This is a genomic window from Citrobacter sp. FDAARGOS_156 (assembly GCF_001559235.2).
GTDB lineage: Bacteria > Pseudomonadota > Gammaproteobacteria > Enterobacterales > Enterobacteriaceae > Citrobacter > Citrobacter youngae.
Map to the genome: position 1 here is coordinate 439,127 of NZ_CP014030.2, position 21,568 is coordinate 460,694.

Below are 21,568 nucleotides of genomic sequence, written 5' to 3' on the forward strand. Positions count from 1 at the left end.
AGCCCACCTTGTTACTTATTTAGCGTTGATATCCAGCAGACCGGCGGCAACAGCCGGAGCAAGGCCCGGAGCCAGCGGCAGACGCGGGATCACCAGGCAGTGCAGCAGGTGATAAATGTCCTGCTTGCCGTCCCAGACTTTGGTGGTCACCTTGTTATCGGTGTCCAGCTCCTGCCACCATGAACCGGTCTCGTAATCCATCAGGTAGGTGATGCAGTAATCCCACCATTTCTGGTACCAGGCTTCGTACTGGCTGTCGCCTGTGAGGGTGTACAGGGCGTAGGCGGTGCCCATCGCTTCGACTATCGGCCAGCGCACTCTTTCGCGAACGATCGGTGTGCCGTCCCAATCCACCGAATAGACAAAACCGTCTGCGCCGTCCGGTGCCCAGGCGTCGCGGATAGTGGCGTGGAAAAGTCCTTTTGCATCTTCCAGCAGCCAGGCAGGAGGCGTTTCGAAGCGAGCTTCCAGCGCGGCATGTAGATGCAGCATCAGGCGGCCCCACTCGATCCAGTGACCCGGCGTGCCACCGTAGGCGCGAAAACGGTGAGCTGGGTTGTCCTTGTTGTAATCGCGGATTGGATTCCACTGTGAATCGAAGTGCTCGTTGACGCGGTACTCCCCGCTACGGGCCACGTCGTGAATAATCACCGAAGCGATACGCAGTGCGCGATCGAGCCATTTACGGTCATGAGTAACGTCATACACGATCAGGAAAGCCTCGACCGCGTGCATGTTAGCGTTGCCGCCGCGATAATCTTCTGTCTGGCTGAAGGCTTCGTCCCAGGACTCCAGGCACATTTGTTCGTCTTCGCTCCAGAAGTACTTCTCTATCACCTCGATGGCATCATCCAGCAATTTTCTGGCCTGTGGATGACCGGTAGTGACCGCGCTTGCCGCGCCAAGTAAAACGAAGAAATGCTGATAACCCTGTTTGGAGGCATCCATCACGCCTTCGTCATTGACGCAGGCGTACCAACCGCCATAGCGTGTGTCGCGTAGCGCGCCGTTCAGTGCCTTAATGCCGTGGTCGACGAGTTGATATGCACCAGGGCGACCCATGGAGGCGGCAACGGAATAGACGTGCAGCATGCGGGCGGTGATCCACAGATGTGTTCCCATATCCGCTCTGACCTGACCACTGTTTCCTAACCAACCAAACCCGGTGGGCACCGCTGCGTTCTTACCAAAGTTAAAGATGCGATCGGTTTCTTGTTCCAGCCAGCGGTTGTGGCTTAGGGTGTTAAACCATTTCATGCTTTGATCCTCTATTAGCGGCGGGCCATCATTTCGTCGACGATATCGCCCAGACGCTGCAACTTCGGTGCGGAAACATCACGCAGCATCAGTTCGGTATCCGGCAGGCCCACAACGGATGACCAGACCGCACGCCCGGCCAGGAAGCCGGATGCGCCTGCGGTCATTGCTACGCTGACCGCGCGTGGGAACAGTTTTTCATCCACACCAGAGGAGAGAATGACCCACGGCATGTTGATGTTTTCATTCAGGCGCTGAGAGGCGCTAAGCAATTCCTGTTGGGTTCCTTTGCCGTACAGCGGCATTTCGACCTTGTAGAGATCGGCACCGCTATCGCCCAGCTCTTTCGCGGCATCGATGATGGCCTGTTCACGGCAGAACTTATCGCCACGACGCGGTGGGCGAACAACCGGCTCGATGATGCTCAGCAGCCCATTGGAATGGCATAGCTCATTGAATTCTTTCACCATGTCCAGACGCTGTTGGGCATCTTCATCGCTACGCCACAGCACCAGCAGTTTGAGAGCCTTGGCACCATCTTGCTTCACAGCCTGCGGGTTGATTTTTTTATCAATCACTACGCTATCGACCGGAATTCCGTTACCCGGAATAAACTCATCAGCGGCCACAATCATGGCGCAGCTTTTGGCTACCGCGTTTTGCTCTACAACCTGGCGGTAGCAGAACTGCTGATCGACCAGAATGGCGGAGGCATAGGGGGACAGGATCTTTGCCGCATTGACTTTGAAATCGGTCAGCACGCTGTCATTGACCGGGGATTTTGCACCCGCTGCGGCAAACATTAAGCGCATGGCTTCGCGCTGATCGACTGCCAGCATGGCAAAACCGCCGGAAGCGCGGGTAATATCTTTCAGGGTGTACTTCGTCATTGTTCAGTCCTTACTTATCTGTGTGTTTATTTAGCCCGGCGGATGCGCGAACCTGTTCAAGAATGGCCGTCCAGTCTTCCCGGCCACGGCCAGCGGTGCGTGCCTGGTTATAGACTTCGCGGGATGCGGCACCGAGCGGCATCGGCACATGTAGTTGGTTGGCAACGTCCAGCGCGATGCCAAGATCCTTGTGAGCTAAATCGATCATGAAGGCCGGGGAAAGATCGCCTTTCAGCACTTTGTTCGGCCATGATGTAGTGAAGTGGCCTTTCCCGGCGGGAGTGCCGCTCATGACTTGCAAGGCCACATCGAAGGAGAGGCCGAGCGCTTCGCACAACACGGCGGCTTCGGCAGACAGGGCGTTTAACGCGATGCTCATGTAGTTATTGATGAGCTTGACGCGAATGCCCATACCGGGACCGCCTGCGTTGATCAATTCATTACCCATCGCCATCAGAACCGGTGTGGCGCGTTCTACCTGCTCCGCCGTGCCACCCGCCAGCAATAACAGCGTTCCCGCGATAGCGTGATCGGAGGTACGTCCAACCGGGCAATCCATCATGTCGAAGCCTTTGGCACGCATATCGGCGATCAGTTTGTCGGTTTGCAGTGGGTGAATAGTCGACATATCAATCACTAATGCCTGTGGGGAAAGGCTTTCACAGATACCCTGCTCGCCGAACAGTACGCTGCGCACCAGATCGCCGTTTGGCAGCATTGTGATAACAAATTCTGCCCCTTTTGCTGCCTGAGCCGGGCTGTTGGCAGGTTGGGCTCCTTTTTCCACCAGGCGCTGAACGGCATCCGGGTTAACGTCAAAGACGCTGAGTTGATGACCCTGCTTCAGCAAGTTGCTCGCCATGGGTGAACCCATCTGACCTAATCCGATAAATGCTATAACTGCCATAACGTTCTCCTGAGACGTGGATGTCATTTTTTGTCATTTAAGGTCGTTTGTTTTTGTCTGTTTTTGATCGTATTTGTAATTTATGGTCAAAAAATTGACAGCCGTCACTTTTTAAACATTTTGTGAAATTAAAATGATCCCATCTTGAAACGCCTAAGGAATGACCATGATTCATGTTGCTTGTGTGGGTATTACCGTGATGGATCGCATCTATTACGTAGAAGGTTTACCGACTGAAGGAGGTAAATATGTGGCGAAGCGCTATACCGAAGTGGGCGGCGGGCCTGCTGCAACGGCCGCAGTGGCTGCAGCGAAGCTGGGCGCGCAGGTGGACTTTATTGGCCGTGTGGGCGATGACGACACCGGAAACAGCCTGCTGGCGGAGCTGGAATCCCTGGGGGTAAACACCCGCTACACCCGGCGCTATACGGGGGCAAAGTCTTCACAATCGGCGATTATGGTGGATGCGCAAGGGGAGCGTATTATCGTTAACTACCCCAGCCCGGACTTACTGCATGACGCTGACTGGCTCAACGAGATCGATTTTTCGCAGTGGGATGTGGTTCTGGCGGATGTTCGCTGGCACGAAGGCGCCAGGCAGGCGTTCATGCTGGCGCGTCGGGCGGGAGTGATGACGGTACTGGATGGTGACGTCACGCCACAAGATATCAGTGAGCTGGTGGCGTTGAGCGATCATGCGGCGTTCTCTGAACCGGGTCTGGCGCGTTTAACCGGGATAACCGATCCTGTCGTTGGACTAAAAAAATCGCAAACGCTCACAAATGGTCATGTTTATGTGACGCGTGGCAGTGAGGGCTGTGACTGGATAAAAAATAATACGTTGCAGCATCAATCTGGATTTAAAGTCGATGTTGTGGATACTACGGGAGCTGGGGATGTTTTCCACGGTGCGCTTGCATTCAGCCTGGCGGGTGGTGATGCCCCGGAAGACGCGGTCAGGTTCGCCAGTGGGGTTGCTGCGCTAAAATGCACGCGTCCGGGAGGAAGGGCTGGAATCCCTGACTGTGATCAAACCCGATCTTTTCTGTCACTTTTTGTATAAAATGCCAGGGCAATGGTTTTTCGAGGAAATTTCATGAGTCTTACCGAACTGACCGGTAACCCGCGGCACGATCAGCTGTTGATGCTGATTAGCGAGCGCGGTTATATGAATATCGACGAGCTGGCCAGCCTGCTGGACGTGTCCACGCAGACCGTGCGTCGTGATATTCGTAAACTCAGCGAGCAGGGATTAATTACGCGTCATCATGGTGGGGCGGGCAGAGCCTCCAGCGTGGTGAATACGGCGTTTGAGCAGCGTGAAGTCTCGTGGACGGAAGAGAAGAAAGCCATCGCGGAGGCGGTGGCTGACTATATTCCTGACGGTTCGACGGTGTTTATTACCATAGGCACCACCGTGGAGCAGGTGGCCCGCGCGCTGTTAAACCATAACCATTTGCGCATCATCACCAACAGCCTGCGCGTGGCGCATATTCTGTATAACAATCCGCGTTTTGAAGTCATGGTGCCGGGGGGAACGTTACGCCCGCACAACAGCGGCATCATTGGTCCTTCTGCCTCGGCATTTGTCGCTGATTTTCGGGCCGACTACCTGGTTACCAGCGTTGGCGCGATTGAAAGTGACGGCGCGCTGCTGGAGTTTGATGTTAACGAGGCCAGCGTAGTGAAAACGATGATGTCCCATTCAAGACACATTCTGCTGGCAGCGGATCATACGAAATATACGGCTTCTGCCGCGGTAGAAATTGGTAACGTGTCTCAGGTGACTGCGCTGTTTACTGATGAATACCCAGGTCCGGCATTGCACAATTTACTCCAGTCACAGCAGGTAGAAATTGTGCAGGTGAGTCCTTCACAGGATGATGCTCTGGCCGTGTAATTCTTCCCAATGATGGCCCGATAACTTCGCCGCCATCACTCTCGCATAGTCAAACTTCTCCTTTCCCGCTACAGTTATTCATCCACGGCGAATAAGGAGAAGGGCATGCTCTATATCTTTGATTTGGGTAATGTGATTGTCGATATCGACTTCAACCGCGTGTTGGGCACATGGAGCGATCTAAGTCGTGTACCGTTGGCTTCGCTAAAGCAAAGTTTCACCATGGGGGAGGCTTTTCACCAGCACGAGCGAGGCGAAATAACGGATGAAGCCTTTGCCGAGGCGCTATGTCACGAGATGGCGCTGCCGCTAAGTTACGAGCAGTTCTCTCACGGCTGGCAGGCCGTGTTTGTCGCCTTGCGCCCTGAGGTTATCGACATCATGCATAAGCTGCGTGAGCAGGGGCATCGTGTCGTTGTGTTATCAAATACTAACCGCCTGCACACCACGTTTTGGCCGGATGAATACCCCGAGATCCGTCAGGCTGCTGACCATATTTATCTTTCCCAGGACCTGGGCATGCGTAAACCGGAAGCGCGAATTTACCAGCACGTCCTGCAGTCTGAAGGTTTTTCTGCGCAGGATGCGGTCTTTTTTGACGATAACGCCGATAATATTGAAGGGGCTAACCGGTTAGGGATCACCAGTATCCAGGTCGTCGATAAAAAGACGATTCCTGACTATTTCGCGACGTTGTTATGCTAAAAAATGTTCGGCAACAGGCCAGGCATCATACGCGTCCTGTACGAGACTGGTTGAAGCTACTATGGCAGCGGATTGATGAGGACAACATGACGACGCTGGCAGGGAATCTTGCCTACGTTTCATTGCTCTCATTAGTGCCGCTTATTGCCGTCGTATTTGCGCTTTTCGCCGCATTTCCGATGTTTTCCGACGTCAGTGTCCAGTTACGTCATTTTATTTTCGCAAACTTTATCCCGGCGACGGGAGACGTCATTCAACGTTATATCGAACAGTTTGTCGCCAATTCGAACAAAATGACGGCAGTCGGGGCATGCGGGCTGATTGTCACAGCATTATTGCTGATGTATGCCATTGATAACGCGCTGAATACTATCTGGCGCAGCAGGCGCACGCGTCCCAAAGTTTACTCTTTCGCCGTCTACTGGATGATTTTAACGCTGGGGCCGCTGCTGGCGGGAGCCAGTCTGGCGATCAGCTCTTATCTGTTGTCATTGCGCTGGGCCAGCGATCTTAACACGGTGATTGATAACGTCCTGCGTATTTTCCCGCTGGTGCTTTCCTGGCTCTCGTTCTGGCTGCTTTACAGCATCGTACCGACTACGCGTGTACCCAACCGTGATGCGGTTATTGGTGCCTTTGTGGCCGCCGTGTTGTTCGAAGCCGGGAAGAAAGGATTTGCGCTCTACATCACGATGTTCCCGTCTTATCAGCTCATTTACGGCGTCCTGGCGGTGATCCCCATTTTATTCGTCTGGGTTTACTGGACGTGGTGTATCGTCTTGCTAGGCGCGGAAATAACTGTCACTCTCGGGGAATACCGCAAACTTAAACAAGCCGCAGAACAAGAAGAAGCAGAGCAACCATGATTGCATTAATTCAGCGCGTAACCCGTGCCAGCGTCACCGTGGAGGGCGAGGTGACGGGTGAAATTGGCCCAGGACTTTTGGTCCTGTTAGGTGTCGAAAGGGATGATGACGAACAGAAAGCGAACCGCCTGTGCGAGCGCGTACTCGGCTATCGAATCTTTAGCGATGCCGAAGGCAAAATGAACCTCAACGTGCAGCAGTCAGGCGGCAGCGTGCTGGTGGTTTCACAGTTTACGCTGGCGGCAGATACCGAACGCGGCATGCGCCCGGGGTTTTCGAAAGGCGCAGCACCCGAGCGGGCAGAAGCGCTGTATGAGTACTTTGTTGAGCGTTGCCGCCAACAGGAAATGAATACGCAAACCGGGCGATTCGCTGCTGATATGCAGGTTTCGCTGGTTAATGATGGCCCCGTGACGTTCTGGTTACAAGTATGAACCAGCTACCGGTATGGCCGCGGGTAACAAGAGAGAATACAACTATGTATCACCTTCGAGTACCACAAACAGAAGAAGAATTGGAGCGCTACTACCAGTTTCGCTGGGAGATGCTGCGTAAACCATTGCACCAGCCAAAAGGCTCCGAACGGGATGCCTGGGACGCGATGGCGCATCACCAGATGGTGGTGGACGAAGAGGGGAATCTGGTTGCGGTAGGGCGTTTGTATATCAATGCGGATAACGAAGCCTCCATACGTTTTATGGCCGTAGATCCCTCCGTGCAAGAGAAAGGGTTGGGCACGCTGATGGCGATGACTCTGGAGTCTGTGGCACGTCAGGAAGGGGTAAAGCGCGTCACCTGTAGCGCCCGTGAAGATGCGGTCGAATTTTTCGCCAAGCTCGGTTTTGTGAGCCAGGGGGAAATCACCACACCGCAAACCACGCCGGTGCGCCACTTTTTGATGATTAAGCCCATTGCGACGCTGGACGATATTCTCCATCGCGGTGACTGGTGCGGACAGCTACAGCAAGCCTGGTACGAACATATTCCATTGAGTGAGAAAATGGGCGTGCGTATTCAGCAGTACACCGGGCAGAAATTTATTACCACGATGCCCGAGACGGGCAATCAGAATCCGCACCACACGCTGTTTGCCGGAAGCCTGTTTTCACTGGCGACGCTAACGGGCTGGGGACTTATCTGGCTGATGCTGCGTGAGCGTCATCTGGGGGGAACGATTATCCTCGCCGACGCGCATATCCGATACAGCAGGCCAATCACCGGGAAACCAACTGCTATTGCCGATCTGGGCTCGCTGAGCGGTGACCTTGATCGTCTGGCAAGAGGCCGCAAGGCGCGCGTGCAGATGCAGGTCGGGGTATTTGGCGATGACACGGCGGGCGTCGTGTTTGAAGGTACTTACATTGTGCTACCTGCGAAACCGTTTGGCGCATATGAAGAAGGCGGTAACGAGGAAGAGTAGGGGGATACCCTCTACTCGATAAATGCATCTGCCGGAAGTTTAAAGCGTTCTGCAAGCGCTTTAATATGGCTTACAGTCAGTGCTCTACGGCCATTTAGGATGTTGCTGACGTTCGATTTAGAACCAAGTTCGTTGGCGAGGTCGGTGGCTTTTAATCCGTACTGATCCATGAGCGTACGCAATACGGAAACGCCAGGGGGAATTTGTTTCAGGTGTTGATTGAGCGCTCTGAATTCTGGTGCATGTTTTTCGTATTCACTGATTCGGGCACTAAGTAATTCAAATAGTGGGTTTTCAAGATCGTCGTGGTCAACCAGAAACTCTACTAGCGCTAGTGCCCTTCGATACTCCGTTTCATTGCGTTCTTCCCCCAAAAGAGGGATCGTTTTTACAGCACAACTGAAGGTATCAACGATCTTTTTTGCGCTGGCTGCGTCCATATGACGATGAGATCTCATTCTTTATGGCCCCGATAATATTCTGTCAGTTTGTCATATTCGGCGTGGAGAACGATATGCTTCACAAATACCTTATGTAACCTGAAATCTATGTAGGCAATGAGTCTCAGGTTGTTACCAGAAACATCAATTACCCACCATTTATTCCTGTACTTAAAATTATCAAGAGAAGGAATATACTGTTTCATCTCTTCAGGGTGATAGAATGTTTTTTTCTCCAAAACATTCAGCAACTCAGAGAGAGCAAGCCCATGGTTTGGATACATGAGCATACCCTCATTGAATGGTTTTCGGCTGATAACATGCACGATGTAGTTCCATTACATAGTTTTCAACCTGAAAACAATCTAACGCAATGCCATCATGTTTTCAAGTTGAAAACAACATTGAATATTAAGAAATTATCTCCGCTGATGGGCTTTTAACACGCCAGGCCACGTCGCGCATTGCGTTTCGCGCTGTCTGGCTTACGCCTCCTAACTGAAAAAATCCGTGGATAACGCCGGGATAGCGCTGACAGGTGCAGTCCACACCTTGCTTCTGGAGCTGGTGAAACAGAGCCTCTCCTTCATCGCACAGTGGGTCAAATTCAGCAGTAATGATGTGCGTGGGCGGTAAACCGTTGAAGTCTTTGCGCCAGAGTGGGCTGACTTCGGGATGTAATGGATCGGTTTTCGGCATATACATTTCGTAGCCCGAAAGCAGTGTGTCGCGAGTGATAATGTAATCCCGTCCATTATGGTCATAGCTCGCAAAGCTGGCGGTTGCGTCCAGCATTGGGTAGATCAGCATAAGCTGCGTAGGTTGCCATTGCCTGGTAGCTTTCAGGCGTAGTGCGGTGACCAGCGCCAGGTGTCCACCTGCGCTGTCGCCAGCAAGCGTAATTTTGTCCCGGTCTACTCCCAGTTTCTGGGCATACTTCCAGATAATGTTGGCCCCGGTTTCAGCATCGTTATGTGCTGCCGGGAAGGTATGCTCTGGTGCGAGGCGATACTGTACCGCAATGACCCGACAACCGCTGTACCAGGCGAGTTGCCTTAGCTGGTTATCATGTGTGGCAAATCCACCGCTGACAAAGCAGCCGCCGTGATAATAGATAACGCAGGGGAGATTTCCCGTGCTGCCCCGCGGCGAAATAACGCGAAATGCCATGGCATCGAGTTCAATATCTTCAACCTGTACGCGGGTTTCAGTTTCTCCGGCCAGCGCTGTACTGGCAATATAGGCCGCTCTCCGGTCATCAATATTCTGCTCACGGGAAGAAGGGCGTCCCGCCGCGATAAATGCCTCAACCAACTGTGCAATCCCACTTTCCAGTGCCATTTTCACTTCCCTTTATCTGTATGGATATACAGGTTTATAACCTGGATTACTAAGAATGAAAATGGGAAAAATAGGGGGGGTATGATTCTGGAAAGCGGCTCGCAAAAGTAAAAATCGTTCGCGTGGAGGCTATTTTCTCGCATTTTTCAGGTGTATGTTGTGTGGAAATTAATCGCTGATGATATACTGGAGGTATATATGAGTATGATGGCTGGGATGGATATGGGCAGAATTTTACTCGATTTATCAGATGAAGTGATTAAACGTCTTGATGATCTCAAGGTGCAGCGCAACCTGCCGCGAGCAGAACTTTTGCGGGAGGCCGTTGAACAGTATCTTGAGAGGCAGGATCAGGCTGAAACCACAATTTCACGTGCTCTTGGGCTGTGGCAAGGCTGTGAGGAAGATGGCGTTGAGTACCAACGCAAACTTCGTGAGGAATGGTAATGGTCAAAGGATCCGCACTTTTTGACACCAACATCCTCATCGACCTGTTTAGTGGACGGAGTGAAGCAAAGCAAGCGATAGAAACATGGCCGCCGCAGAATGCAATCAGCCTCATTACATGGATGGAGGTGATGGTGGGTGCAAAAAAATACCATCAGGAAGCCCGTACTCGTGTTGCGCTAGGTGCTTTTAACGTGATCGGCGTTTCACAGGATATTGCTGAACGAAGCGTGAGTATCAGACAGGAATATGGGATGAAATTGCCGGATGCCATTATTTTGGCAACAGCACAGATTCATCGTCTTACGCTGGTTACGCGAAATACTAAGGATTTTGCAGGCCTACCCGGTGTGGTCACACCGTATACATTATAACCCGGGCGACTTACGCCGCCCGGTAGTGCGAAGAACTTACTCCCCTTCACCCGGGAACAGGAACGGGTTGATGGAGCTGCGGGCAAAGCCCTCTTGCTCCATGTGCGCGTCCAGCATCAGTGAAGCGAGATCGTCGGCCACGGCTTCGACTTTCGGGTCTTTTTCCTGATAGAGAATCTTCAGGTAAGTCCCGCAGTCGCCGCAGCTTTCAGCTTTGATTGCCGCCTGTTCGTTATCCAGTGACCAGTAGTTCAAATCACGGCTCTGCTCGCAGTTGCTGCACTTCACGCGCACCACGTGCCACTCGGTTTCGCACAGGTTGCAGTGCAGATAACGCAGACCCTGGGTGGTACCGATTTGCACCATGCTGGAGACCGGCATTGAACCACACACCGGGCAGTACTGACGCTGTTCACCGTATTCCGCACGGGCTTTGCCGGGGATCAGGCTTGCCATCTGCGCCCAGTAGAGCGACAGGGCAGCCCAAATGAACGGTGCTTTGTCGCTGCTGACGGAGGAAAAATCAGAGGCAAACAGCGCGCTGGCCATCAGCTCCAGTTCCTGCTCTGAGGCTTTTTCCAGATTCTCGATCACGGCGAGCGCCGGACCGCTCATCTCTGGCTTCAGCTCAGCAATCAACGACTGCAGCAGCTTTTGCCAGTGCTTGTCGCGTGGCAGGACGTGGATATCCAGCGGCGGTTTGCCCTGATCGTTCGCTTCTTTGATGCGCGCGGTCAGATCCATCTGCAGCGGATGGTCGTACAGCACCACTTCCTGCGCGTGGGCGATCAGCGCGGCAAAGCGCAGGTAATCGCCCAGCGGGTTGTTCTCGGCCAGCTCGCGCAGGCGCTCAGCGCGGCGGTTATACAAATTTTTGAGTCTGGGGAATAATAACGGCGGAATCATATCCGCCGTGCGTTTCTCGCTCTTCTCCAGCTCATCTTGCGGGATTATGCGAATACTCATTCAGATGACTTTTCCTGTTTCTGGCGGACTTCACGGTACCAGCGCGGGTGATGTTTCTTCGCCCATGAACTGGTAACCCATCCTTCCACCATCGCGGTAATGGTGCCTTTCACCCAAAGGGCGGCGTAAATGTGCACCATGATAACCACAATTAACGCTACTGCGGCAAATGAATGCAGCATTAACGCGAATCGGATCACCGGGATTGAGAAAGCAGGTGCAAAATACGGACGCCAGATGACCACTCCGCTCACCAGCAACAGGACCAGGAAGATAATCGCCGCCCAGAATACGCATTTCTGGCCGAAGTTATAACGTCCCGTGTCACCTACTTCCTCGTTGACGACAATCTTACGAATATTCTTCGCCCAAAAGATATCATCCCGATTGATTAGATTGTGGTGCCAGTAACGGAAAAACATGATGATAAACGAGGCAAACATGATCACGCCGACAAACGGGTGCACAATTCGCGCCAGTTGCGGGGTGCCCATGATGTGCATCAGCCAGTTAAAAGACGGGAAGAGAAAGCCCATCCCGCTCACTGCCGCCAGAATGAAGCAGAAGGCGGTTACCCAGTGGTTGATGCGTTCCGGCGCCGTGTAGCGCACGATGGTGTCACGTCGTTTCATTTGCGCACCTCGTCTTTTTCTTCATGCAGGTTGTCTTCTTCCTCTTCCGCGCGGTTCGGGCCTACACCGACGTAATGGAAGATACTGGCCGCAAATGTCGCTGCAAAGCCGACGGCTGCGAGAGGTTTCCAGATGCCTTTCCAGAATTTCACGGTGGCGCTGATTTCCGGGTTCTCCGGCAGGCCGTGGTACAGATTCGGCTTGTCAGCATGGTGCAATACGTACATGACGTGAGTACCGCCAACGCCTGCTGGATCGTACAGACCCGCGTTTTCGTAACCACGCGTTTTCAGCTCCGCCACACGCTCGCCAGCCAGCGTTTTCATCGACTCTTTGGTGCCGAAATGAATGGCGCCTGTTGGGCAGGTCTTCACGCAGGCCGGTTCTTGCCCGACCACAACACGGTCAACGCACAGCGTACATTTGTAGACGCGGTTGTCTTCCGGATTGAGGCGCGGTACGTCGAACGGGCAGCCCGCGATGCAGTAGCCACAGCCGATGCACTGCTCGGACTGGAAGTCGACGATACCGTTGGCATACTGAATGATTGCGCCTTCAGCCGGACACGCCTTCAGGCAGCCCGGATCGGCGCAGTGCATACAGCCATCCTTGCGGATAAGCCACTCCAGTTTGTCGTTTTGTTCCACTTCCGAGAAGCGCATCACCGTCCAGGATTTGGCGGTCAAATCAGCCGGGTTGTCGTACACCCCAACGTTGTTGCCCACTTCATCACGGATGTCGTTCCATTCAGAACACGCCACCTGACACGCTTTACAGCCGATACAGGTGGTGACGTCGATAAGCTTCGCCACCTCTTCCTGATGGTCCCGCGCCTGAGGCGCGGGGGTGAAACCGTTAGTGGCGGAACGACGAATGATGTCTTGCGATTGATAAGCCATAGGTCGTCTCCGTTACACCTTTTCCACGTTCACGAGGAAGGACTTAAATTCCGGCGTCTGCGTGTTCGCATCACCGACGAATGGCGTTAACGTGTTAGCGATAAAGCCTTTTTTCGCCACACCTTCGTAGCCCCAGTGAATCGGAATACCGATGGTATCGATATCCTTACCGTTGGCCTTCAGCGTGCGAATACGTTTGGTCACCACTGCTTTGGCTTTAATGTAGCCGCGGTTAGAGGAGACTTTGACGGTATCGCCATGAGAGATGCCGAGCTTATTCGCCAGCTTCTCGCCGATTTCCACAAACTGTTCTGGCTGTGCGATGGCATTGAGCAGCGCATGCTTGGTCCAGTAGTGGAAGTGCTCGGTCAGACGGTAGGTCGTACCGACGTACGGGAATTTATCCGCTTTACCCAGCGCTTCCGCGTCATCTTTGAAGATACGCGCGGCAGGGTTTGAGATAACGTTCGGGTGCAGCGGGTTAGTCCCCAGCGGCGTTTCAAACGGCTCGTAGTGTTCCGGGAACGGACCTTCCGCCATCTTATCGATAGCAAACAGACGTCCCATCCCTTCCGGCTGCATGATGAACGGCCCAACGTTACTGCCCGGTGCGGCGGCGCTGTAGTCCGGAATATCCATCCCGCTCCATTTCGCCCCATCCCATTTCAGGATCTGACGTTTTGGATCCCACGGATTCCCCTGCGGGTCAGCGGAGGCGCGGTTATACAGAATGCGTCGGTTGAGCGGCCACGCCCATGCCCAGCCCAGCGTGTTGCCAAGGCCTGATGGGTCGGCGTTATCGCGACGTGCCATCTGGTTGCCTTCCGGCGTCCAGCTACCGGCAAAAATCCAACAGCCGCTGGAGGTCGTGCCGTCGTCACGCAGTTGGGCGAACGAACTAAGCTGTTGGCCTTTCTTGACGATAACCGCGCCCGTTGCCGGGTCGGTAATATCGGCCAGCGCTTTACCGTTGCTCTCCATCGCCACTTCTTCCGAAGCCGGTTCGTGTGGTGTGGAGTAGTTCCAGGTCATGCTCAGCACCTGTTCCGGGTTCGCGCCACCCTGCTCGGCATACATCTTGCGCATGCGCAGGAAGATACCGGCGAGGATTTCACCATCGGTAACGGCAATCCCCGGGGCGTCCGCGCCTTTCCAGTGCCACTGCAACCAACGACCGGAGTTGACGATAGAACCGTTCTCCTCGGCGAAGCAGGTGGACGGCAGACGGAATACTTCGGTCTGGATTTTCGCCGGGTCCACATCGTTCGACTCACCGTGGTTCTGCCAGAAGGTAGACGTTTCGGTATTGAGCGGGTCGATGGTGACCAGGAATTTCAGTTTGGACAGTGAAGCCACAACCTTGTTTTTATTCGGGAATGACGCTACCGGGTTAAAGCCCTGGCAGATATAGCCATTCACTTTGCCCTGGTTCATCATCTCGAAGTATTGCAGAACGTCGTACCCTTTATCCCACTTCGGCAGCAAGTCGAAGCCCCAGCTGTTTTCCGCTGTCGCTTTATCGCCAAAGAAGGCTTTCATCATTGAGACGAAGAATTTCGGGTAGTTGCCCCAGTAGTTCACCTGACCTTCCAGCAACGGTTTTGGCGTGTTGGCGGCAAGGTAGGTTTGCAGGTCAGTTTGTTTCTCGCTGGGCAGGGTCATATAGCCCGGCAGGCTTTGTGATAGCAGGCCTAAGTCGGTCAGCCCCTGAATGTTGGAGTGACCGCGCAGGGCGTTAACGCCGCCGCCTGCCATCCCCATGTTGCCAAGCAGCAACTGGATCATCGCCATGGTACGGATGTTCTGCGCACCTACGGAGTGTTGTGTCCAGCCAAGGGCGTACAGGAACGACGCGGTTTTATCTTTGGCACTGGTTTCTGCGATGTACTCACAGACCTTCAGGAAGTCAGCCTTTGGCGTACCGCAGATATTTTCTACAACGTCCGGCGTATAGCGGGAGACGTGCTGTTTCAGCAGGTTCCATACGCAGCGCGGGTGTTGCAGGGTGACATCGCGTTTGGCGAAGCCTTTTTCATCCAGCTCGTAGTTCCAGCTGGTTTTGTCATACTTGCGTTTGTCCGCGTCGTAGCCAGTGAACAGGCCATCTTCGAAACCGTAATCCTCACGCACGATCAGGCTGGCGTTGGTATAGGCTTCAGTGTATTCGCGGTTGAATTTTTCGTTGTTCAGCAGGTACAACAAGACGCCTGACAAGAAGGCAATGTCAGTACCGGAACGAATCGGCGCATAGAAATCAGCTACCGCTGCGGTTCGCGTAAAGCGAGGATCGATAACAATCAGCTTCGCGCCGTTGTGTATTTTGGCTTCCATCGCCCAGCGGAACCCGACCGGGTGAGCTTCAGCGGCGTTACCGCCCATCACCACAACGAGGTTGGCGTTTTTAATGTCGACCCAGTGGTTGGTCATCGCACCGCGACCAAATGTTGGAGCAAGACTTGCTACCGTTGGTCCGTGTCAGACGCGTGCCTGGTTGTCGACCGCGAGCATACCGAGCGCGCGGGAGAATTTTTGCGTTAAATAGCCGGTTTCGTTACTGGAAGCGGAAGCACACAGCATCCCGGTGGAAAGCCAGCGGTTAACGGTTACGCCTTCGGCGTTTTGTGCAACGTAGTTTGCGTCGCGGTCTTCTTTCATCAGCTTAGCGATGCGGTCAAATGCCTCATCCCAGCTAATCTGTTGCCACTTATCAGAGCCTGGTGCGCGGTATTCCGGGAATTTCAGGCGGCTTTCGGAGTGGATGAAGTCCACAAGTCCTGCCCCTTTCGGGCACAGCGCGCCACGGTTTACCGGGTGATCCGGGTCCCCTTCAATATGGAAGATGGATGCTTTGGCGTTTTTTGCTCCGTCACCGAGACTGTACATTAACAGTCCACAGCCAACGGAACAGTAAGTGCAGGTGTTACGGGTTTCGCGGGTGCGCAGCAGTTTATATTGCCGTGTTTCCGCGAGCGCTACGCCGGGTGCAAAACCCAGTGCCGCTGCCGTGGTGCCTGCCATACCGCCAGCGCAGATCTTAAAGAACTGCCTTCTGCTGACCTGCATGGTTCGCTCCTTGTTTCGACATTGTCACGTTCCCTTCACTTTTCCGTTACTCGAGCGCGAGGGAAGTGGTTGTTATTTTTCTTTGCGGACGGGACCGCAAAGGTCCAGAATTGGGTGAATTTCCCTCCGTCCAGGAGGGGTTTGTAAAGAATACCACAATGTTGGTATGTGTGTTCCAATATGGTTAAAAGAAAGTGAATAAGATTATTCGAGAAAACATCAAAAATGTGACGACTTTGACAGGATCGCGCCAGTTGACTCTCTGGAAACGCGAGGATTTGCAACATCCTCAGCCAGATGAGGTCGCTGAAGAAGTGCCGGTTGCGCTGGTTTACAACGGGATTTCGCACGTGGTGATGATGGCGTCACCGAAAGATCTTGAGCACTTTGCGCTGGGCTTTTCACTTTCTGAAGGCATTATTGAACGCCCGCAGGATATCTACGCAATGGAAGTGGTGCCTTCCTGTAACGGATTAGAAGTGCAGGTTGAGCTGTCCAGTCGTCGATTTATGGGGCTGAAGGAGCGACGTCGTGCACTGGCCGGTCGTACCGGTTGTGGCGTTTGCGGCGTTGAACAACTCAATGACATTGGCAAGCCGGTCCAGCCGCTGCCGTTTACCCAGACATTCGATCTGGCGAATCTCGATCACTCTTTACGACATCTCAATGATTTTCAACCCGTGGGGCAACTGACAGGCTGCACGCACGCGGCTGCCTGGGTACAGCCGTCAGGCCATCTGGCGGGTGGACATGAAGATGTTGGGCGTCATGTGGCGCTGGATAAACTGCTGGGACGACGTGCTATCGAAGGGGAAGCCTGGCGGACGGGCGCAGTATTAGTCTCCAGCCGCGCCAGCTACGAGATGGTGCAAAAGTCGGCGATGTGTGGCGTGGAGATCCTGTTTGCTGTCTCAGCCGCGACAACGCTTGCCGTAGAAGTTGCCGAACGTTGTAACCTGACGCTGGTGGGTTTTTGCAAACCGGGCAGGGCGACGATCTACACCCATCCGCAGCGGTTGATCGCTGAGTAATAATTGTTCAGTTAATTTGAATAATATAGGCAAATCCTTCCGCTTTTAGTTGCGTGATATGAAGGCTACTATTTATCACATCAAGGCACGGTGCCTTACTCAAACAACTAAGTGAAAGGGTTTATATCATGAAAAGCATCAAAACTTTTGTCGCAGTTATCGCTCTGGCTACGTCTTTCGGTTCTTTCGCTGCTCAGACAGTTACCGCAACCGGTTCTACGCTGGAAAGCGCTGAAGCAAAAATTGCCGCTCAGGCTGAACGCGCAGGTGCCAGCGATTACAAAATCACTCAGGCATACACCGGTAACCGCGTGCACATGACTGCTGAACTGCTGAAATAAGAGACCTTAGTATTGTCGAAAGAGCGCCCTTGGGGCGCTTTTTTAGTTTATACCCGCCATTCTCAGCAGTGCGGTTACCACTGCTGCAGCGATAATCACCACAATCAATGGCGTCTTACGCCAGGCGAGAAACACCGCAAAAGCCACGCCCAGCACGCGCGCCATGCCGGCAAAGTGTTCGCCTTCGTAAAAGGTGGTTGCCAGCGCAACGGAAAACAGTAGCACCGTTGCAGCATCAGAAAGCAACGCCTGTGAACGTTCAGAAAAGGCTAAACGGCCTCCCAGTTTTGCTCCCCCCAAACGCATTAAATAGGTTCCCAGAGATAACACGGCGATACCGACGATAAACAGCGTCATGTTGCCCATTATTTTTTCCTCGTCAGTAAGCCAAACAGTGAAAGCAGTACCGGCAAGCCTACCGGTGCGAAAGGTACGGAAGCGAGTGACAATGCGGCCCCGCTACAGGCACGGATGAGCGTGGTGCGGTTTTTAAAAGCTGGAACCACTAAGGCCAACAAAATGGCAGGGAAAACGGCATCCAGACCAATGGTTTCCGGGGCAGGGAGCAGTTTGCCGACGCCCGCGCCGATCAGTGTGCCAATCGGCCAGAAAATGGCGACGCCCAGACCGCATAACCAGTAGGCGGCTTTACGTTGTTCCGGTGTTTTCTGCGACAGGCCGAACACCACGCTTTCATCGTTCATGATATGACAGCCTAGAAAGCTGGCGGCGCGAGTGCCGACCAGATCGCGTACCGTCACGCCAAACGGTACATGTCGGGCATTCACCAGTAACCCGGCCGCCGCTGCCGCTAACGGATTTCCGCCGCTGGCGATAATACCGATAAACATAAATTCAGAAGCTCCGGCCAGTACTGTAATCGAGAGTACAAAGGGCACCCAAATCGGGAAGCCGTAAGCCATTGCCAGCGAACCGTAGGACATGCCTACCACGCCGACGGCCAGGCACACTAAAAATATCGCTTTAATCGTGTCGCCTTTGAGGCTGGAAAAATAATGTTTCATACCGTTTTAGCCATATCGAACGAGTTTCCATTATAATGAACACAATCAGTTTGATTTACAAGTCGAACGATTCGTTCGATATAAAGAACATGGAGTCGAGAATGACCCAACCCATCAGTATGATCGCGAAAAGTCTGGTGCGTGAACGTCAGCGCACCGGTTTATCGCTGGCAGAAATTGCCCGTCGCGCGGGAATTGCAAAATCGACACTCTCGCAGCTGGAAGCGGGAAATGGTAATCCTAGCCTGGAAACGCTGTGGTCGCTGTGTGTGGCGCTGGATATCCCCTTTGCCCGATTACTGGAACCGCAGGAGCAAAAAACGCAGGTGATTCGCCGTGGCGAAGGGACAAAAGTCGTGGCTGAGCAGGCCCACTATCAGGCTATTTTACTGGCAGCCTGCCCACCGGGCGCGCGGCGGGATATCTATCTGCTGCTGACGCAACCGGGCGCAGATCGTATTTCACAACCGCATCCACCGGGATCGGTTGAACATATTATCGTGACGCAGGGTAAGGCGATGGTGGGGTTGACGGAAGCGCCGGAGGAGTTAGGCGAGGGCGACTATATTTGCTACCCCGCTGACCAGGCGCATATCTTTAAAGCACTGGAGCCTGACACCCAGGCGATTCTGGTTTCTGAGCAGAATTGAAACTGCCGGATGGCGCTATCGCTTATCCGACCAGGAAAAAATAGAACCGTAGGCCCGGTAAGCTTGCGCCACCGGGCACACGACTTATGGCAAATAAAACACTTCTTTTAACTCTGCGCTGACCGGGCTGTTGTCTGGGTTGGCCGGCATTACGTCACGCATATGTTTCCACCAACGCTGGCAAACGTCGGTACTGGCAACGGCATTCCAGCGCTCCTCGGACTCAATCTCAACGGTGGCGAACAGCAGATTGCGCTCCTCGTCGAGATAAATCGCGTAGTGATGGGCGCCGTGTTCTTTCAGCACTGCTTCCAGTTCTGGCCAGATGGGGTTATGACGACGCTGGTACTCAACGTGCGCGTCGGCATTCACCTGCATCACAAAGGCCTTGCGGATCATAACGCCTCCAGATACAGCTCGCGGACCTCGTCGCGGCTGGCGGTGCGCGGGTTGCACGGCGCACACGGATCGGCGAGCGCTTTATCCAGCCAGCCTTCAATATCTTCTTTCGTCACGCCAAGCGAACTAAAGCCCGCAGGAATACCGACACGCTTGCTGAGTGCACGAATCGCGTTGATGGCCTCCATACTTGCCGCTTCATCGCTCATGTCACGGGTATCGACGCCCATCGCTTGCGCCACGCGGGCAAAGCGCGCCACGGCGTTCGGGCGGTTAAAGTTTTCGATTACCGGCAGCAGGATGGCGTTGCAGACGCCGTGTGGCAGATTATGGGTTGCGCCCGGCTGGTGCGCCAGCGCATGCACCAGACCGAGACCAGCGCTGTTAAATGCCATCCCCGCCAGATACTGACCAAACGCCATTTGTTCACGGGCGTCGAGGTTATGACCGTCGTCGACCGCTTTCGGTAGCCACAGGTTGATCAGGCGAATCGCTTCCAGCGCGTTAGCGTCGGTGAGCGGATGCGCGCCAACGGAAACATAGGCTTCTACCGCATGGGTCAGGGCGTCCATGCCGGTTGCGGCGGTGACGGATGCCGGAATTTCCAGCATGACGCTGGCATCATCCACGGCGATATCCGGGATGATATTCGGGTCGATGATCACCTCTTTAACTTTGCGAGCTGAGTCGATAATGACCGCATTACTGGTCATCTCTGCTGCCGTTCCGGCGGTGGTATTGATGGCGACCAGCGGTACGCCAGCATTTTTTACCTTGCCTACGCCGGAATAGGCGGTAGAAGGGCCGGGGTTGGCGGTCAGGATCTTCACCGCTTTAGCGGTATCGATCGGGCTACCGCCACCGAAGGCAATAATGTAGTGACATTCTGCGTCCTGATACGCCGCGAAACCTTTCTGCACCAGCTCTTCCGTCGGGTTTGGAAACACCTCATCAAACAGGTGGTAAGACATCTGATGTTCATCCAGCGCCGCAAACAGGCTATCCAACAGGCCGAGTTTTACCAGTTGACCATCGGTGACGATCAGCGCTTTGCCCCATTGCTTATTCGCCACGAGGTTCACCATATCGGCAATCGCGCCGGCGCCATGCAGGCTAATTTTTGGCAGTGCCAACATAAAGCTCATCATTATTCTCCTTACAATGCCAGTGCGCTGGCCAGCGGCGTCACGCCGAAGCGTTTGCCAAGTGCGATCAGCTCTTCACGCGTAATGGTCTGCTTCATACCGCCCATCGAGTAAATCTTGACCAGAACCTCAGCGGACTTCTCTGCGGTATCGATCAAACCGAACGCTTCGTCGAGGGTAGGTCCGCTGCCGAACACGCCGTGGAACGGCCACAGTACCAGCGAGTGTTTCTGCATTTCTTCGGCGGTGGCCTGACCGATTTCATCGGTACCTGGCACCATCCACGGCAGAATACCGACGCCATCCGGGAACACCACCAGACACTCGGTGCTGCCTTCCCACAGTTTGCGGGTCATCAGCGCGGTATTGTTTTCCAGTACGTAGGTCAGGGCGATCAGGTTGGTGGCATGGCAGTGCATGATCACGCGGTCTTTGCCATTGGTGGCTTTAATGCGCGCGCAGTGGGATAGGAAGTGGGCGGGCAGTTCGGAAGTCGGTACGGCTTCGTGGGTCAGACCCCACAGAATGTGATAACCCGCGCCATCGCTATCGATTTTCACCACGCCCAGATTTGCGGCCGGGTCGAGTTGGACGTTGCGGAAAAATTTCCCCGAACCGGTGACGATAAACGGCGTATTCGCCAGCAGCGGCATCGGCTGACTCAGCGCGATATAGCGTGGTTTTTCGTGGAAATCGGCGCTAAATGGCGCAATATCTGCCTCATCCAGGCGCAGTGTCAGGTTGCCGCCGTTGCGTTCGTCCCAACCTTTCAGCCAGGCATCGGAAGTGGCTTTAATCATCCCCCGGACGAACCAGGAAGTGGTAATGTTTTGCATGTTCGGTGTTCCCATTTATTGCCCGAACGTTATC

The 21,568-nt window shown here is 53.9% G+C and carries 26 protein-coding genes; 11 read left to right on the top strand and 15 right to left on the bottom strand.

Going from position 1 to position 21,568, the window contains the following annotated elements:
- Window positions 1-15: 15 nt before the first annotated feature.
- The 3 genes from yihS to yihU are packed head-to-tail and all read right to left on the bottom strand — an operon-like array spanning window position 16 to window position 3,054.
- Window positions 16-1,257, bottom strand: coding sequence for a sulfoquinovose isomerase (gene yihS, locus AL515_RS02135; protein ID WP_061066948.1), 1,242 nt, complete (start codon window positions 1,255-1,257; stop codon window positions 16-18).
- A gap of 14 nt (window positions 1,258-1,271) precedes the next feature.
- Window positions 1,272-2,147, bottom strand: coding sequence for a sulfofructosephosphate aldolase (yihT, locus tag AL515_RS02140; RefSeq protein WP_003028656.1), 876 nt, complete (start codon window positions 2,145-2,147; stop codon window positions 1,272-1,274).
- Window positions 2,148-2,157: 10 nt separating this feature from the next.
- Window positions 2,158-3,054, bottom strand: coding sequence for a sulfolactaldehyde 3-reductase (gene yihU / locus AL515_RS02145; RefSeq protein WP_061066949.1), 897 nt, complete (start codon window positions 3,052-3,054; stop codon window positions 2,158-2,160).
- Between the two features lie 166 nt (window positions 3,055-3,220).
- On the opposite strand from yihU, the gene AL515_RS02150 reads away from it, so the two are divergent.
- The 6 genes from AL515_RS02150 to fabY all read left to right on the top strand — a co-directional run bounded on the left by AL515_RS02150 (window position 3,221) and on the right by fabY (window position 7,945).
- Window positions 3,221-4,117, top strand: a complete 897-nt coding sequence (locus AL515_RS02150) for a sugar kinase (protein ID WP_061066950.1) — start codon at window positions 3,221-3,223, stop codon at window positions 4,115-4,117.
- 33 nt (window positions 4,118-4,150) lie between these two features.
- Entirely contained in the window at window positions 4,151-4,954 is an 804-nt protein-coding gene (locus AL515_RS02155; protein ID WP_003847907.1) for a DeoR/GlpR family DNA-binding transcription regulator, read from the top strand.
- Window positions 4,955-5,059: 105 nt separating this feature from the next.
- Window positions 5,060-5,659: a glucose-1-phosphatase gene (gene yihX, locus AL515_RS02160; protein ID WP_048214033.1), complete on the top strand. Its 600-nt coding sequence runs from the start codon at window positions 5,060-5,062 to the stop codon at window positions 5,657-5,659.
- Complete coding sequence (locus AL515_RS02165) at window positions 5,653-6,525, top strand: virulence factor BrkB family protein (RefSeq protein ID WP_048214032.1); 873 nt, start codon at window positions 5,653-5,655, stop codon at window positions 6,523-6,525. Before yihX ends, AL515_RS02165 begins: the two co-directional genes overlap by 7 nt.
- Window positions 6,522-6,959, top strand: a complete 438-nt coding sequence (gene dtd / locus AL515_RS02170) for a D-aminoacyl-tRNA deacylase (RefSeq protein ID WP_003028671.1) — start codon at window positions 6,522-6,524, stop codon at window positions 6,957-6,959. The genes AL515_RS02165 and dtd overlap by 4 nt, the downstream gene beginning before the upstream one ends.
- A gap of 44 nt (window positions 6,960-7,003) precedes the next feature.
- Window positions 7,004-7,945: a fatty acid biosynthesis protein FabY gene (gene fabY / locus AL515_RS02175; RefSeq protein WP_048214031.1), complete on the top strand. Its 942-nt coding sequence runs from the start codon at window positions 7,004-7,006 to the stop codon at window positions 7,943-7,945.
- An 11-nt stretch (window positions 7,946-7,956) separates the two neighbouring features.
- Here the strand turns inward: fabY and AL515_RS02180 are convergent, their stop codons facing one another.
- The 3 genes from AL515_RS02180 to AL515_RS02190 form a co-directional block, all read right to left on the bottom strand.
- A complete protein-coding gene (locus AL515_RS02180; RefSeq protein WP_048214030.1) occupies window positions 7,957-8,403 on the bottom strand; it encodes a helix-turn-helix domain-containing protein in 447 nt (148 codons plus the stop codon).
- Window positions 8,400-8,711: a type II toxin-antitoxin system HigB family toxin gene (locus AL515_RS02185; RefSeq protein WP_061066951.1), complete on the bottom strand. Its 312-nt coding sequence runs from the start codon at window positions 8,709-8,711 to the stop codon at window positions 8,400-8,402. The genes AL515_RS02180 and AL515_RS02185 overlap by 4 nt, the downstream gene beginning before the upstream one ends.
- Before the next feature lie 85 nt (window positions 8,712-8,796).
- Window positions 8,797-9,726, bottom strand: coding sequence for an alpha/beta hydrolase (locus tag AL515_RS02190; RefSeq protein WP_061066952.1), 930 nt, complete (start codon window positions 9,724-9,726; stop codon window positions 8,797-8,799).
- 204 nt (window positions 9,727-9,930) lie between these two features.
- On the opposite strand from AL515_RS02190, the gene AL515_RS02195 reads away from it, so the two are divergent.
- The gene (locus AL515_RS02195; RefSeq protein ID WP_043018956.1) at window positions 9,931-10,173 is read left to right on the top strand and encodes a CopG family transcriptional regulator; all 243 of its coding nucleotides are present in this window, start codon (window positions 9,931-9,933) and stop codon (window positions 10,171-10,173) included.
- The gene (locus tag AL515_RS02200) at window positions 10,173-10,547 is read left to right on the top strand and encodes a type II toxin-antitoxin system VapC family toxin (RefSeq protein ID WP_061066953.1); all 375 of its coding nucleotides are present in this window, start codon (window positions 10,173-10,175) and stop codon (window positions 10,545-10,547) included. Before AL515_RS02195 ends, AL515_RS02200 begins: the two co-directional genes overlap by 1 nt.
- A gap of 36 nt (window positions 10,548-10,583) precedes the next feature.
- On the opposite strand, the gene fdhE is transcribed toward AL515_RS02200, so the two are convergent.
- From fdhE to fdnG, 4 genes are read right to left on the bottom strand one after another with little or no spacing between them, the layout of a single operon-like run.
- Window positions 10,584-11,513: a formate dehydrogenase accessory protein FdhE gene (gene fdhE / locus AL515_RS02205; RefSeq protein ID WP_061066954.1), complete on the bottom strand. Its 930-nt coding sequence runs from the start codon at window positions 11,511-11,513 to the stop codon at window positions 10,584-10,586.
- On the bottom strand, window positions 11,510-12,145 hold the full coding sequence (fdoI, locus tag AL515_RS02210) for a formate dehydrogenase cytochrome b556 subunit (protein ID WP_061066955.1): 636 nt from the start codon (window positions 12,143-12,145) through the stop codon (window positions 11,510-11,512). The genes fdhE and fdoI overlap by 4 nt, the downstream gene beginning before the upstream one ends.
- Complete coding sequence (gene fdoH, locus AL515_RS02215; protein WP_003028691.1) at window positions 12,142-13,044, bottom strand: formate dehydrogenase O subunit beta; 903 nt, start codon at window positions 13,042-13,044, stop codon at window positions 12,142-12,144. The genes fdoI and fdoH overlap by 4 nt, the downstream gene beginning before the upstream one ends.
- 12 nt (window positions 13,045-13,056) lie before the next feature.
- Window positions 13,057-16,107 carry a formate dehydrogenase-N subunit alpha gene (fdnG, locus tag AL515_RS02220; RefSeq protein WP_105242133.1) on the bottom strand — a complete coding sequence of 1,017 codons (3,051 nt, stop codon included), beginning with the start codon at window positions 16,105-16,107 and terminating at the stop codon, window positions 13,057-13,059.
- A gap of 194 nt (window positions 16,108-16,301) precedes the next feature.
- Between fdnG and fdhD the strand changes: the two genes are divergently transcribed.
- Window positions 16,302-17,138 (top strand): formate dehydrogenase accessory sulfurtransferase FdhD, encoded by an 837-nt coding sequence (gene fdhD, locus AL515_RS02225; RefSeq protein ID WP_071887305.1) that lies wholly within the window; start codon window positions 16,302-16,304, stop codon window positions 17,136-17,138.
- Window positions 17,139-17,266: 128 nt separating this feature from the next.
- Window positions 17,267-17,479: a DUF1471 domain-containing protein gene (locus AL515_RS02230; RefSeq protein ID WP_003825262.1), complete on the top strand. Its 213-nt coding sequence runs from the start codon at window positions 17,267-17,269 to the stop codon at window positions 17,477-17,479.
- A gap of 42 nt (window positions 17,480-17,521) precedes the next feature.
- Here AL515_RS02230 and AL515_RS02235 read toward each other — a convergent pair whose 3' ends face one another.
- On the bottom strand, window positions 17,522-17,845 hold the full coding sequence (locus AL515_RS02235; RefSeq protein WP_061066958.1) for an AzlD domain-containing protein: 324 nt from the start codon (window positions 17,843-17,845) through the stop codon (window positions 17,522-17,524).
- Entirely contained in the window at window positions 17,845-18,504 is a 660-nt protein-coding gene (locus AL515_RS02240) for an AzlC family ABC transporter permease (RefSeq protein WP_048214023.1), read from the bottom strand. Before AL515_RS02240 ends, AL515_RS02235 begins: the two co-directional genes overlap by 1 nt.
- Window positions 18,505-18,605: 101 nt before the next feature.
- On the opposite strand from AL515_RS02240, the gene AL515_RS02245 reads away from it, so the two are divergent.
- Window positions 18,606-19,154: a helix-turn-helix domain-containing protein gene (locus AL515_RS02245; RefSeq protein ID WP_003028726.1), complete on the top strand. Its 549-nt coding sequence runs from the start codon at window positions 18,606-18,608 to the stop codon at window positions 19,152-19,154.
- A gap of 84 nt (window positions 19,155-19,238) precedes the next feature.
- On the opposite strand, the gene rhaM is transcribed toward AL515_RS02245, so the two are convergent.
- From rhaM to rhaD, 3 genes are read right to left on the bottom strand one after another with little or no spacing between them, the layout of a single operon-like run.
- Window positions 19,239-19,553, bottom strand: coding sequence for an L-rhamnose mutarotase (gene rhaM / locus AL515_RS02250; protein ID WP_061066959.1), 315 nt, complete (start codon window positions 19,551-19,553; stop codon window positions 19,239-19,241).
- Window positions 19,550-20,698 (bottom strand): lactaldehyde reductase, encoded by a 1,149-nt coding sequence (gene fucO / locus AL515_RS02255; RefSeq protein WP_061066960.1) that lies wholly within the window; start codon window positions 20,696-20,698, stop codon window positions 19,550-19,552. Before fucO ends, rhaM begins: the two co-directional genes overlap by 4 nt.
- Window positions 20,699-20,709: 11 nt before the next feature.
- A complete protein-coding gene (gene rhaD / locus AL515_RS02260) occupies window positions 20,710-21,534 on the bottom strand; it encodes a rhamnulose-1-phosphate aldolase (RefSeq protein ID WP_061066961.1) in 825 nt (274 codons plus the stop codon).
- Window positions 21,535-21,568 lie beyond the last annotated feature (34 nt).

What these genes read in the sequence shown, in the direction of transcription:
- yihS (WP_061066948.1), bottom strand. Translation starts at nt 1,257, where the DNA reads ATGAAATGGTTTAACACCCTAAGCCACAACCGCTGGCTGGAACAAGAA.
- yihT (WP_003028656.1), bottom strand. Translation starts at nt 2,147, where the DNA reads ATGACGAAGTACACCCTGAAAGATATTACCCGCGCTTCCGGCGGTTTT.
- yihU (WP_061066949.1), bottom strand. Translation starts at nt 3,054, where the DNA reads ATGGCAGTTATAGCATTTATCGGATTAGGTCAGATGGGTTCACCCATG.
- AL515_RS02150 (WP_061066950.1), top strand. Translation starts at nt 3,221, where the DNA reads ATGATTCATGTTGCTTGTGTGGGTATTACCGTGATGGATCGCATCTAT.
- AL515_RS02155 (WP_003847907.1), top strand. Translation starts at nt 4,151, where the DNA reads ATGAGTCTTACCGAACTGACCGGTAACCCGCGGCACGATCAGCTGTTG.
- yihX (WP_048214033.1), top strand. Translation starts at nt 5,060, where the DNA reads ATGCTCTATATCTTTGATTTGGGTAATGTGATTGTCGATATCGACTTC.
- AL515_RS02165 (WP_048214032.1), top strand. Translation starts at nt 5,653, where the DNA reads ATGCTAAAAAATGTTCGGCAACAGGCCAGGCATCATACGCGTCCTGTA.
- dtd (WP_003028671.1), top strand. Translation starts at nt 6,522, where the DNA reads ATGATTGCATTAATTCAGCGCGTAACCCGTGCCAGCGTCACCGTGGAG.
- fabY (WP_048214031.1), top strand. Translation starts at nt 7,004, where the DNA reads ATGTATCACCTTCGAGTACCACAAACAGAAGAAGAATTGGAGCGCTAC.
- AL515_RS02180 (WP_048214030.1), bottom strand. Translation starts at nt 8,403, where the DNA reads ATGAGATCTCATCGTCATATGGACGCAGCCAGCGCAAAAAAGATCGTT.
- AL515_RS02190 (WP_061066952.1), bottom strand. Translation starts at nt 9,726, where the DNA reads ATGGCACTGGAAAGTGGGATTGCACAGTTGGTTGAGGCATTTATCGCG.
- AL515_RS02195 (WP_043018956.1), top strand. Translation starts at nt 9,931, where the DNA reads ATGATGGCTGGGATGGATATGGGCAGAATTTTACTCGATTTATCAGAT.
- AL515_RS02200 (WP_061066953.1), top strand. Translation starts at nt 10,173, where the DNA reads ATGGTCAAAGGATCCGCACTTTTTGACACCAACATCCTCATCGACCTG.
- fdhE (WP_061066954.1), bottom strand. Translation starts at nt 11,513, where the DNA reads ATGAGTATTCGCATAATCCCGCAAGATGAGCTGGAGAAGAGCGAGAAA.
- fdoI (WP_061066955.1), bottom strand. Translation starts at nt 12,145, where the DNA reads ATGAAACGACGTGACACCATCGTGCGCTACACGGCGCCGGAACGCATC.
- fdoH (WP_003028691.1), bottom strand. Translation starts at nt 13,044, where the DNA reads ATGGCTTATCAATCGCAAGACATCATTCGTCGTTCCGCCACTAACGGT.
- AL515_RS02230 (WP_003825262.1), top strand. Translation starts at nt 17,267, where the DNA reads ATGAAAAGCATCAAAACTTTTGTCGCAGTTATCGCTCTGGCTACGTCT.
- AL515_RS02235 (WP_061066958.1), bottom strand. Translation starts at nt 17,845, where the DNA reads ATGGGCAACATGACGCTGTTTATCGTCGGTATCGCCGTGTTATCTCTG.
- AL515_RS02240 (WP_048214023.1), bottom strand. Translation starts at nt 18,504, where the DNA reads ATGAAACATTATTTTTCCAGCCTCAAAGGCGACACGATTAAAGCGATA.
- AL515_RS02245 (WP_003028726.1), top strand. Translation starts at nt 18,606, where the DNA reads ATGACCCAACCCATCAGTATGATCGCGAAAAGTCTGGTGCGTGAACGT.
- rhaM (WP_061066959.1), bottom strand. Translation starts at nt 19,553, where the DNA reads ATGATCCGCAAGGCCTTTGTGATGCAGGTGAATGCCGACGCGCACGTT.
- fucO (WP_061066960.1), bottom strand. Translation starts at nt 20,698, where the DNA reads ATGAGCTTTATGTTGGCACTGCCAAAAATTAGCCTGCATGGCGCCGGC.
- rhaD (WP_061066961.1), bottom strand. Translation starts at nt 21,534, where the DNA reads ATGCAAAACATTACCACTTCCTGGTTCGTCCGGGGGATGATTAAAGCC.